Source organism: Veillonella intestinalis, from assembly GCF_943193155.1.
GTDB lineage: Bacteria > Bacillota > Negativicutes > Veillonellales > Veillonellaceae > Veillonella_A > Veillonella_A intestinalis.
In genome coordinates this window covers 12,972-24,288 of record NZ_CALPDB010000001.1, presented here as the reverse complement: position 1 = coordinate 24,288, position 11,317 = coordinate 12,972, and the positions used below count along the sequence as shown (strand labels likewise).

11 protein-coding genes are annotated in these 11,317 nt (G+C 39.4%); 5 read left to right on the top strand and 6 right to left on the bottom strand.

The features are described from left to right. Positions 1 to 55 precede the first annotated feature (55 nt). Both NFR44_RS00105 and thiT read right to left on the bottom strand, forming a co-directional pair. A complete protein-coding gene (locus NFR44_RS00105; protein ID WP_251439777.1) occupies positions 56 to 1,351 on the bottom strand; it encodes a molybdopterin-guanine dinucleotide biosynthesis protein MobB in 1,296 nt (431 codons plus the stop codon). A gap of 4 nt (positions 1,352 to 1,355) precedes the next feature. Continuing rightward, entirely contained in the window at positions 1,356 to 1,886 is a 531-nt protein-coding gene (thiT, locus tag NFR44_RS00100) for an energy-coupled thiamine transporter ThiT (RefSeq protein WP_251439773.1), read from the bottom strand. A gap of 246 nt (positions 1,887 to 2,132) precedes the next feature. On the opposite strand from thiT, the gene guaC reads away from it, so the two are divergent. After that, the gene (guaC, locus tag NFR44_RS00095; protein ID WP_251439770.1) at positions 2,133 to 3,119 is read left to right on the top strand and encodes a GMP reductase; all 987 of its coding nucleotides are present in this window, start codon (positions 2,133 to 2,135) and stop codon (positions 3,117 to 3,119) included. Between the two features lie 568 nt (positions 3,120 to 3,687). Here the strand turns inward: guaC and fabM are convergent. Together fabM and NFR44_RS00085 are read right to left on the bottom strand one after the other, a co-directional pair. Continuing rightward, positions 3,688 to 4,479, bottom strand: coding sequence for a trans-2-decenoyl-ACP isomerase (gene fabM / locus NFR44_RS00090; RefSeq protein ID WP_251439767.1), 792 nt, complete (start codon positions 4,477 to 4,479; stop codon positions 3,688 to 3,690). Positions 4,480 to 4,609: 130 nt separating this feature from the next. Beyond that, complete coding sequence (locus tag NFR44_RS00085) at positions 4,610 to 5,497, bottom strand: formate/nitrite transporter family protein (protein WP_251439764.1); 888 nt, start codon at positions 5,495 to 5,497, stop codon at positions 4,610 to 4,612. Positions 5,498 to 5,903: 406 nt separating this feature from the next. Between NFR44_RS00085 and NFR44_RS00080 the strand changes: the two genes are divergently transcribed. Genes NFR44_RS00080 through NFR44_RS00065 form a run of 4 tightly spaced genes read left to right on the top strand, consistent with a single transcriptional unit; the run spans position 5,904 to position 10,103 of the window. Continuing rightward, positions 5,904 to 7,763, top strand: coding sequence for an alkaline phosphatase (locus NFR44_RS00080; RefSeq protein WP_251439762.1), 1,860 nt, complete (start codon positions 5,904 to 5,906; stop codon positions 7,761 to 7,763). Positions 7,764 to 7,794: 31 nt separating this feature from the next. Next, positions 7,795 to 8,244, top strand: a complete 450-nt coding sequence (locus NFR44_RS00075; protein WP_251439758.1) for a hypothetical protein — start codon at positions 7,795 to 7,797, stop codon at positions 8,242 to 8,244. Between the two features lies 1 nt (position 8,245). Beyond that, positions 8,246 to 8,917, top strand: coding sequence for an ABC transporter ATP-binding protein (locus tag NFR44_RS00070; RefSeq protein ID WP_251439756.1), 672 nt, complete (start codon positions 8,246 to 8,248; stop codon positions 8,915 to 8,917). Continuing rightward, positions 8,907 to 10,103 carry an ABC transporter permease gene (locus NFR44_RS00065; protein WP_251439751.1) on the top strand — a complete coding sequence of 399 codons (1,197 nt, stop codon included), beginning with the start codon at positions 8,907 to 8,909 and terminating at the stop codon, positions 10,101 to 10,103. Before NFR44_RS00070 ends, NFR44_RS00065 begins: the two co-directional genes overlap by 11 nt. 152 nt (positions 10,104 to 10,255) lie before the next feature. On the opposite strand, the gene NFR44_RS00060 is transcribed toward NFR44_RS00065, so the two are convergent. Together NFR44_RS00060 and NFR44_RS00055 are read right to left on the bottom strand one after the other, a co-directional pair. Then, on the bottom strand, positions 10,256 to 10,765 hold the full coding sequence (locus NFR44_RS00060) for a DnaA ATPase domain-containing protein (protein WP_251439748.1): 510 nt from the start codon (positions 10,763 to 10,765) through the stop codon (positions 10,256 to 10,258). Between the two features lie 273 nt (positions 10,766 to 11,038). Next, entirely contained in the window at positions 11,039 to 11,215 is a 177-nt protein-coding gene (locus NFR44_RS00055; protein ID WP_172460549.1) for a hypothetical protein, read from the bottom strand. Positions 11,216 to 11,317: the final 102 nt, after the last annotated feature.

Genomic DNA, 11,317 nt, shown 5'->3' with positions numbered 1-11,317 from the left:
TTCACTTGAATATAAAAATCCGTGTATAACCTAATACCTATATTGCAATATTACCTTAAGGGTTTGGTAAAATCTGTTGCTTTAACCACATAGCCAGCTCATCTATTTGCGCCAATGAAAAATGAGCCCGCTCTAAATCTTCAGATTGAGCCGCTCCTTCTTTAACATCAGCTACTACGATAGATCCCTTCACAACCGAACCGGTAGCTATTGAACCTTGCTCTAAAAGCTCCATATGGCTAGGTAATACCTCAATACTAGGCAACATACCTCGACTTCGTGTTTCAATAATCACTAAGTCTACTAATAAGTTCTCCGCCAAGGTTGCAATATCCTTCTTTTTATTATGCGAAACTAGCATAGCATATTGTTGAGGTCCACTAATTGCAATCGCTTTGGCCCCTGCTTGTGACGCTAACCATGTATCACTTCCCTCTCTATCCATCGTAAAACCATGCCCATCACTTTTAGCATAACCTACTTCATATCCTAAATTAGTGAACGCCCTAATTAATTGTGTAGCTACCAACGTCTTGCCTGTCTTAGACTGCTCTGCTACAACAAATATAAAAGGCACCTTACGCTCCTGATTAAGGACTAAGGACTGCACTAATTTATAATCTAACGGCGTATTAACATTACGATAATCTAACGCTCTATCATCTACTGAAATATATTCTGTTTTTACTTTATCAAATAAGGCCCTTACATGTAATTCCCCTTGTTTTAACAAGTTTTCAATGTGTGTAATGCAACGACGACTATATAATGCCGCCAAGGGCTCTAATCGTCCATTAAGAGTTGGCACCACACAATCAATAGGTTCTTTACCTAATTGTTTTAACATGTCACAGGTGCTGCCAAAAGAAAAGTTATTAAAAAAAGGCATATCAATGGACACAGCTAAATACACTTCACTTTGCCCCGCTTCTAAACCAGCCCATAAACCACTTAATGGCCCCTGACTTTCTCCTTGATCAGGTACAACATAAATAGTTAATGTCGGTTCATCGCCTATCTCCCATTGATAACGCATACTCTTATCAGGCTTAATGGCCCCTACCTCAGTTTCACTAAGCGCTACATGACCTTGGCGATCACTAAGTGGATGAGAGGCGTACAACTGCCCTGGCAAGAGTCGTAAATCAACTGGTTCATTAGAGGAAATAACAATGTCAATAGGATCTACAGCCCTTGTTTTTTCAAGTAACTTTGTTAAAAAAGTGCCCCCTTGCCAAGGTAAATTCGCTTTATTTTGTCCCATACGAGAGCTTTGACCGCCCGTTAAAATTAAAACGCCCCGCTTATATGCATGATGACCATCAGTGCGTTCTAAAACCAGTCGTTTCATAGCATCACCTTCTTTGCAAGCCCTTCATAATGCGTGTATAAAACAACACAATGACCAATAAATTAATGGCTAATTCTGGCACCATATAGCTAGCATTATAAATCATGGAGTATAGCCAAGGATTTTGACCTGCTGGTGCATAGGCAGCAAAAACAACAGCCCCTGAAACAACGGAACAAAGCCAGCGCAATGAACAGCCAACTAATACACCACCAATAGCACCGCTACGCGTATTCGCAAAAAAGCCCGCCATACCAATAGCACCATAACCTAAAATATAGTCTAATAAAATACTCAAAAAATGAAGGGAAAATTTAAAACCTAAAAGAAATTCAATAAGTCCATAAGCCATACATGTAATTAGGCCCCATTTACCACCCCAACGAAGGGCAAATATAATCAGAGGCACTAAATTGGCAGCATTCACCGAGCCACCTTGTGGCATTTGAAATAATACAACAAAATGCAGAACATATGCGATTGCAATGGAGAGTCCTGCTTCTACTAACATCCGTGTCCGTTGTTTCTGTTCCATATTTTCTCCTTTGAGCCTAAGCTCAGCTACATCAAAACAACTAAATAGTAAGCATTTGCCTCTCCTTAAGCGTATGTTTACCCAATACCTGCAAATATACTTTAATTATACGTCTTATACTTCTGAAAAGGCAAATCAGAACGTTTTACAAGAAAGCATAAATAATGTTCGTCTAAAGCTTGCCAAAGCATAACCTTTCCTATATAATGTCTAATGGATTATTATGTTATTACAAGGAGGCATTCCATGATTAACACAACAAACATCTTTGATTATGAAGACATTCAGTTAATTCCTAATAAATGTATAGTAAACAGCCGCAGTGAGTGCGATACTACGGTTAAACTTGGCAACCGCACATTCCGTTTACCAGTTGTACCTGCTAACATGCAGACTATTATTGACGAAGAACTAGCTGAAAAGTTAGCATCTGAAAACTACTTCTACATTATGCATCGTTTCGCGCCACATACTCGTCTCGATTTCATTAAACGCATGAAAGAAAAAGGCTTATATGCCTCCATTAGTATTGGCGTTAAAAAAGACGAATTCAAATTTGTTGATGAAATTAAAGCAACTGGTTTAACTCCAGAGTATATTACAATTGATATTGCTCATGGCCATTCTAATTCTGTCATTGAAATGATTCAACATATCAAAAAACAATTGCCAGAAAGCTTTGTTATTGCTGGTAACGTAGGTACGCCTGAAGCAGTGCGTGAACTTGAAAACGCTGGCGCTGACGCTACTAAAGTAGGCATTGGCCCTGGTAAAGTATGTATTACCAAATTAAAAACTGGTTTTGGCACTGGTGGCTGGCAGTTATCTGCTGTTCGTTGGTGCTCCAAAGCAGCAACTAAACCAGTTATTGCCGATGGCGGTATTCGCGATCATGGCGATATTGCCAAATCCATTCGTTTTGGTGCTACCTTTGTTATGATTGGTTCCCTCTTTGCCGGTCACACTGAATCTCCTGGCAAAGAAGTGGAAATCGATGGCAAACCATACAAAGAATATTTCGGTAGTGCTTCTGAATCCCAAAAAGGTGAAAAAAAAAACGTAGAAGGCAAAAAAATGTACATTCCTTCTAAAGGCAGCCTATTTGATACCTTAACAGAAATGGAACAAGATTTACAATCCTCTATTTCATATGCTGGTGGCAATAATTTAACTGCTATCCGCAAAGTGGATTATGTAATCGTGAAAAACTCGATTTTTAACGGGGATCGCTAAGTAGTAATTGGCGAAGCCTGCGATAAAAAGAGGCTCATAGCTAATAAGAATATAGAAAGCCCTTACGAATACGTTCGCTCTCGACGAGACAAGCTCTGACGGTCGCTACACATATTCGTAAGGGCTTCTTATTTTTCCTTGAATCTATCTTGCCTCTTTTTATCAATGATTCACCACATTTCTACTGACGCTTTCTGGCAAGTGTACCAGTATGTTCGCTCTCGACGAGACAAGCTCTGACGGTCGCTACATATACTGGTACACTCTTTTTTTATATTCAATATCACTTCTTAGCTTGGCCTCTTAAAGACTTGCCACTGTCCTACTGGCGCTAAGAGAGAAAAGAAAAGCCCCCTATATATGTGCAGCGACCATTCGATCCCTTCCCATGCGCGATGGGCTATGACTTTGTAAAAGTCATATACACTACTTCTGCAATAAAAAAGATGTCACATATACGGAGCGAACATTTAGCTTGGCTAAATGAGAACAAGTATAGGTGACATCTTTTAATCCCCCACAAGGAGGCTATATTATTTTTTACAAAGTAAGCACTAGACGATACAACTTACTTCCCTTGGAAGTTCGGTCTCCGTCGCTCAGCAAAGGCGCGTACCCCTTCTTTAAAGTCTTCAGAGAAACCTAAATGTGTCTGTAGAGCTACTTCCAATTTAGCATATTCATCCCAACCGCTAAAGAAGGCAGCCCACATTTGTTCTTTCATGGCTTTAAATGAAAGTTCTGGCCCTTTAGCTAAACGAGCACAAAGTCGATCAGTCGTTTTCACCAATAGTTCTGGTTCACACACTTTGTAGACAAAGCCATATTCTTTTGCTTTTTCAGCAGTTACAGCTTCACCCGTCATAGCTAGATGCATAGCACGATTCATACCAATCGCACGAGTTAACAGGAACATACCACCTGCATCAGGTGCTAACCCCACATTAACAAAGGCTTGAATAAAACGGCTATTCGTAGAAGATACACACATATCGGCCGCTAATACCATATTAAATGCGGCACCTGCTACCGCACCATCAGTACTCATAACAACTGGTTTAGACATTTTTTTCATGGCAAATGAAATCTGCATAACAAGTTCTGCAATCGCTACCAAAGACTGTTGATCATCTTCTTCCACGGCACGTTTCATTTCAGATAAATCGCCACCGACAGAAAACACTTTGCCTACTGCGTTAATAAGTAGTACTCGTGCTTCTGGATCCGCTTCAGTCCGTTCAATAGCTTCTAAAATTTCATTGCACATAGGAATGTTGAAACCATTTTGTACTTCTGGACGATTAAAGGTGATTGTTGCAATTTTATTTTCTACTGAATACAAGATATTAGTATATTCCATCAATAACTCCATTTCTAATTCGCGGAAACAAATGCGGTCCGTAACATTTACAAAAAATTTGACATTATATCTCTCTTTGTTACTAGTATACCGAATTTTTTCGATAATGAAAAGAGTTATATAGGGGTTTCTATTTAAGAACCTTCTCTTTCACTTCATTTACAGTATCTTCACTTGGTTTGCCATTCCCATAAAGAAATGCCATACCTACAAAGACGATGCCACCAATCATATTGCCTAGTGTTACTGGCAATAAGTTTTTAGTGAAAAAAGTACTCCAATTTAATTGTTGAAGTGCCTCTGCAGTTATGCCTAATTTAGCGGCTTGTGCTACATAGCTTGGATCAGACGCTGCAAAGATACCTGCTGGAATGTAATACATATTAGCTACACAGTGTTCAAAACCAGACAACACAAACATAAAGATTGGTAAATAAATAGATAATATTTTCCCAGAAGTTGACGTTGTGCCAAAGCTCAACCATACAGCTAAGCATACTAACCAGTTACATAATATCCCTAAAACAATTGCTGCTGTAAGATCTAAACTTACTTTACCTAACGCGAGTTTTATTGTCATAGCACCGGCTAAATTAGCACCACCATGCCATAACCCAGATTGACTCATCAACCAAGCAATAAAAAATGATCCTAAAAAATTCCCAATATATACATATACCCAATTTCGTAACATGGCAACACTTGATACCCTACCACATAGCCAAGCATTGGTAATCAATACATTGCCAGTAAAAAGTTCTGCCCCAGATAATAACACAAATACAAGACCACAACCAAAAATAATACCTGCTACTAATCGTCCTAGCCCATACCATTCTGGTTGAGCCAATAAGTTAAAAGCTCCCATCGTTGATGCTTGCGAAGCAAAAGCAATAAATGCGCCTGCTAAAAAACCTAATATTAAAAGTTGTACGCTCCCTAAACTACTTTTCTTTTCTCCAATGGCTAACGCCGCTGCCATCGTTTCTATTGGTTTTAATAACATTGGTCCTTTCATATAACTCCCTTCCGTATACCCTATCTAAGGATAGGTATACTTAAAAATCTAGAAACTATGATAACCAACTTCACCTAACTATATCGGCAATGTAGTAAAACCTCCTTACTGCTTTTTTAAAACGCACAAAACCCTATTCTTTCAAAAAACGCATACAATGAATAACTTATCTTCATTTATAAGCATAAAACAATATTCTATAGGAATTGTCAAGTATACTTTGCCTTGATTCTTCATCACTTTTTTATAATAATTGTCTACCAATACATGTAATTACTGGCTTAATTACACATTACAGTTCCTTTACAAATAATTTACTGCCTTTTTTCTGTATCTTTTATAAGCCCTTTCTTAGGATAATAACAGCAGATGTTCATTCTTTTTTGATACATTAGGAGGTATTTTCATGAATGGCAAGCAGCATTTACGTAAAATGGTATTTTTTGCTTTAGCAGGCGCCTTAGCCTTTGGTATTAATGCACCTATGGTAAAGGCCGATGCACCAGCACCAGCAGTTACTCTTAGCTCACAAGCAGAATTGCCAGCCACAGCTGTAATAAGTAAAGACATCAAAGTATTACCAATCAATCAGGCTAAATTCTGGCAAGGTCAGCGCTTTGACTTTGAAGTAGAGCTTCCATTAGGTACTAAGCAAGTAGCTGTTACTATCAATGGTGAAGATGCAAGCAAAGTATTTAAAGAAACACCTACCCTAACTCAACATAGCACTCATATTTCATACCGTATTAATGATGTGGCTTTTAAAGAGGTCGGTGATAAACGTGTTAATGTGGTTGCTGCTACGAACCAAGGTACCTTAAAACAATCGGCAAGTTACAAAGTAGTTAATGAAAAAGCACAAAAGAAAGCAAAGAATGTAATTCTTTTTGTAGGCGACGGTATGAGCATGCAGGCCAAAGAAGTAGCCCGTATCCTTTCTAAAGGTTTATCGGATGGTAAATTTAACGATGTATTAGCTATGGAAAAAATGCCTCACATGGCTTTAGTAACAACATCCGGCTATGATTCACTCGTTACAGACTCTGCCAACAGTGCCTCTGCCTATAATACAGGTAATAAATCCGTAGTTAACGCTATGGGTGTCTACGAAAATAGCACAGCTGACCCATTAGATGATCCAAAAGTAGAAAATATCTCTGAAATTATTTCACGTAGCAAAGATATGTCCTATGGTATGGTAACTACAGCAGCAGTAACAGATGCAACGCCAGCAGCCGTAACAGCTCACACCCGTCGTCGTGGCGAGCAAAACTTTATTGCTACAGACTTTTTAAATCGAGCAAAACCACCAGCTGTTATCTTAGGTGGCGGTTCCCAGTTCTTCTTGCCATTGAGCACACCAGGCTCTAAACGTAAAGATAATGTAAATGTTATCCAAGAATTTAAAGACAAAGGCTATCAATTTGCAGGTAATAAAACAGATTTAGCTAAAACAACAGCAGATAAACCACTTCTTGGTCTTTTCACCTTAAATACTATGAACGTATATATGGATCGCCAATTCTTACCAGAAAATCCTGCAGTGCTTAAAGGTTTCAATGACCAACCAGGCCTAGTGGATATGACTAAAAAAGCAATTGAAGTCCTTGAAAAGAATCCAAATGGTTTCTTCCTCATGTCAGAAGCTGGTTCCATTGATAAACAACTTCACACTATGGATTGGCAACGTTCTGCTTACGATACTATCGAATTTGACCAAGCTATCAAATATGCGCAAGACTACTCCAAAGCTCATGGCGACAACACTTTAATTATCGTCGTAGCTGACCATGCTCATGGCATCAGTATTACTGGTACTTACAGTGAACAAGATGGTAAAGTAGGTCGTGAAGCAGTTCGTGTATATGGTGAAGCAGGCTGGCCAACCTTCATCGATGCAAATCGAGATGGTTTCCCAGATAACCCAGATGCGGATGTAACATTAGCTGTACAATATGCTAACTCCCCTGACCACTACGAAAATTACCGTTTCCAAACAGAGCCACATGATCCAGCTACTGCAGGCAAAGATGGTAAAGTAATTGCTAATCCAAAACGTGCTCCACAAGGTGCTCGTCTAGTAGAAGGCAGCTTACCAACTACAACTGGTGAAACTAGTGAAGTTCATTCCGCTGATGATGTAGTACTCATGGCACAAGGCCCTGGCTCTGAATACTTCAGTGGTGTTATGGATAATACCGAAGTATTCTTTGGTATTCTTCGTGCCCTTGGCATTGATGGCAACAAAGATGTATTAAAAAAATAAGTAAAAAATAATTAAGGATGTGACTAGGAACATGATGCAATTAAAACAATGGTTGCGCCCACTTATACTCTGTTTCGCCTTACAACTTTTGACAATTTCGCTACCACAAACAGTGCTAGCAAATTGGCTTAGCTTTGGCGATATGTATGCAGGTGCTACTTCAGAAGGGCTTATCTTATCGGACAGCTTGTTATCCCAAAATGGACAAACGGTAACTATGCAAGGTTATATGGCGCCACCGCTAAAACCAAGCATTAACTTCTTTGTTCTTACAGAAACGCCTATGTCCATATGCCCTTTCTGCTCTACTGATGCCGATTGGCCTAGTGACATTGTAGTCGTTTATCTGGATGATGCGGTAACAGCACTTCCTTATGATCAAGATATTACCGTAACCGGCCAACTCGATGTAGGCAGCTATGTAGATGGTGAAACAGGCTTCGTTAGCCTTGTTCGCATCTTAGGTGCTGAGGTAAATTAATATGATTCACATTGAAAGCTTAACCCATCAGTTTCCTGATGGCGAAACCTCTGTGACAGCACTAGATTTACCTAATTTCTCCGCCACTACTGGCAGTCAATGGTGTATTACCGGTGTCAGTGGTAGCGGGAAATCTACCTTATTACAGTGCCTAGCCGGTCTTTTACAACCTACAACAGGTATACTTCAAGTTGAGGACATGTATCTTAATGAAGCATCATCTAAAGAGCTTGATACTTGGCGTGGTAAAAAAGTAGGCTATATCTTTCAAGACTTCAATTTGCTCAACTTTTTAACAGTTGAAGACAATATCCTAAGCGGTGCTTTCTTTGCCAATCGGTTCACGCACAAAGAAATGGTGCAAGAAATGGAGCAACTCACTAATCTTATGGGCATTGCCCCTTTACGCCATAAAAAGCCTACCCAATTGAGCAAAGGTGAGCAACAACGTGTTGCTATTGCTAGAGCGCTTATCAAAAAGCCCAGCCTCCTCTTGGCTGATGAGCCTACAGCTAGCCTAGATGAAGCAAATAGTCGTCTTGTTATTGATTTATTGAAAGCCTATAGTGAAACACTACAAGCTACCCTACTTATTACGAGCCATGAAGAACCTGTCATTTCTCAATTTTCCAATCGACTTCACTTAACAAAGCGAGGTACCCATGATTCGTAAAATAGCCTGGCAACAACTTTGGTCCAAACCATTGACGACCACCCTACTTCTACTCGTCATGGCCTTAGCCGTTGCGTTAAGTGTATTAGTCGTTTCCTTAGGGAGCGGGCTTCAGCGGGGACTCATTGCTGCGACTGAACCCTTTACGCTCCTAGTAGGTTCCCCTGGCAGTAGTCAGCAATTTGTATTAAATACCGTCTTTTTACAAGATAAACCCTTAGCTAATCTCCCCTATAGCGAAGTAGAGCAATTGCGTAATAAACCAAAATTAGTAAAACAAGCTATACCCCTAGCCTTTGGGGATAGTATCAAAGGCTATCGCCTTGTTGGTACTGAACCTGAAATTTTTACTATTCGTCCTAGTGCTAGTCAACCTGAATGGTTACGCCTAGCAGAAGGAAAGCCTTTTGCCAAACATTTTGAAGCCGTGATTGGACAAGATGTGGCTAAACATACAGGGCTTAAAGTAGGTGATACCTTCCACTCTACCCATGGCACCTTAGCCAAAGGAAAAGCGCACGAAGATCATCCTTTCACAGTCGTAGGAATTCTAGCTGACACCAATGGCCCCTATAACCAAGCTGTACTGACGTCCATTGACAGTATTTGGGATTTACATGCCCATGGTCATGACCTTTCTACCAAAGGCGATGTGACTGCTATCATGGTCGAGCCAGTCGGCTATGGTCAGGCCTATACCTTAGCTAGCCTCTACACTAAACAAAAAGATGCGCAACTCGTATTTCCTGCACAAGTTATCACGCAACTCTTTAATCTAATGGGACGTGGTGAAAAATTATGGCAGCCTATTGGCTACTTGCTAATTATACTAGCCATGCTAGTCGTATTAGTTACAGCCTATTTAGCAACTCTTAATCGTTTACGAGATTATGCAATTTTAAAAGCCCTAGGAGCTACGCAAAAACAACTGTATAGTATCTTAGGTCAACAAACGGTTTATATTATTAGTTTAGGCGCTATTATGGGATGGGGACTAGGCTTTGGAGCCTACCTTGGCATAGCTCATTGGCTCAATGCAAGTTCTGCCATTATCATGCCCCCTAGCATTTCCCTCGCCTCACTTCAATTAACCCTATTATGTATCATCGTTGGTCTAGTGTTTGGCTTATTACCTATTCTCGCCTTTCATCGAAAGACTAAACACCTCCACGATGTTATGAATTAACCTCACAAAAAAAGATATACCTCGTGAGTCTAAGTAAAACGAACTTATGAATACATAAGTCGATGTCTTACTTATACCGCTTGGTATATCCTTTTTTGTTATATGCTATTTTTTATTACCTTAAACTTATCAAAATCAATATATTGCATATATTATTTAACAATGACTAAGGCACCACTATTTACTAGTTCAAACAACTTTGGAAGCGCCAATTCATCATATGTATTTGGCTCTTGTGTCATAGTAAAAACAACCTGCCGCTGATTGCGAATTAACGCTTCAAATAAGCGGTGTAAAGCGCGCTGAGATAATTCATCCGCTTCCCGTACTACATAATCAAATTCACTCACTAAAAGCATATCAATCTTAACAAAAGTTTCCATAAAATCAGCAACATAGCCATAGGTTACGCTATCCGTATAAGCCTGTACTAATTCTTGTCCATTTTTTTCTAAAATCACTAAATTTGGTTCAATCGTTAACGCTTCTCGTTTAACAATCTCCCCTACATGAGCCATACGATCTTCCGTGCCCACTACAACTAATGGATTATGTTCTTCAGCTCCTAAAGCAGCCGCTACTGTATCAAACGTATGACGCGCATCCGCTTTCACAATCGTATCTGTTCGTTTTAAAATATCGGTATTAATTGTATCTTTCATGTTAAAACTCCTCATAATATAAACTTTTAAGCCTTAAATTATCTAATAAGCCCCTGTAGCTTTCTATTTACCTATATTACTCATCATTGCCAATATACAAATGAGCATATTCCCATTATAACAGAAAAATCGGTAATCGAATACTTCGATTACCGATTTCCTTATACCTATCTACTCCATGATTAAACCATAAGTAGCTAAAGACCCTCTCCTCGCAGCTAATGATCTAACTCTGAGCAAACAATACTGGGCTTCTCCCCACTCCTCAATTAACTATTTCGCTTTAGATGCCAAAGCTGCCGCTTCAGTACGTTTACGAATTGCGTCAATTAAAGGTTTAACTTCTAAAAATTCTGCATCCGTTAATCGGAATGTACGACCTTTACGGTCAAATAATGATTTTTTGCGACCTGCGCCCGCGCGTTTGCCGCCCCACTTGTTACTTTTCATAACGTTCCTCCCTTGGGATATGCGTAACACTGCCATGCAAAAAAATAACTATTCTTCTCTGTTTATAGTATATACTATTCAAGCGCTAAATATCAATATTCT

Coding starts and splice junctions, on each gene's coding strand:
- NFR44_RS00105 (WP_251439777.1), bottom strand. CDS start 1,351: ATGAAACGACTGGTTTTAGAACGCACTGATGGTCATCATGCATATAAG.
- thiT (WP_251439773.1), bottom strand. CDS start 1,886: ATGGAACAGAAACAACGGACACGGATGTTAGTAGAAGCAGGACTCTCC.
- guaC (WP_251439770.1), top strand. CDS start 2,133: ATGATTAACACAACAAACATCTTTGATTATGAAGACATTCAGTTAATT.
- fabM (WP_251439767.1), bottom strand. CDS start 4,479: ATGGAATATACTAATATCTTGTATTCAGTAGAAAATAAAATTGCAACA.
- NFR44_RS00085 (WP_251439764.1), bottom strand. CDS start 5,497: ATGAAAGGACCAATGTTATTAAAACCAATAGAAACGATGGCAGCGGCG.
- NFR44_RS00080 (WP_251439762.1), top strand. CDS start 5,904: ATGAATGGCAAGCAGCATTTACGTAAAATGGTATTTTTTGCTTTAGCA.
- NFR44_RS00075 (WP_251439758.1), top strand. CDS start 7,795: ATGATGCAATTAAAACAATGGTTGCGCCCACTTATACTCTGTTTCGCC.
- NFR44_RS00070 (WP_251439756.1), top strand. CDS start 8,246: ATGATTCACATTGAAAGCTTAACCCATCAGTTTCCTGATGGCGAAACC.
- NFR44_RS00065 (WP_251439751.1), top strand. CDS start 8,907: ATGATTCGTAAAATAGCCTGGCAACAACTTTGGTCCAAACCATTGACG.
- NFR44_RS00060 (WP_251439748.1), bottom strand. CDS start 10,765: ATGAAAGATACAATTAATACCGATATTTTAAAACGAACAGATACGATT.
- NFR44_RS00055 (WP_172460549.1), bottom strand. CDS start 11,215: ATGAAAAGTAACAAGTGGGGCGGCAAACGCGCGGGCGCAGGTCGCAAA.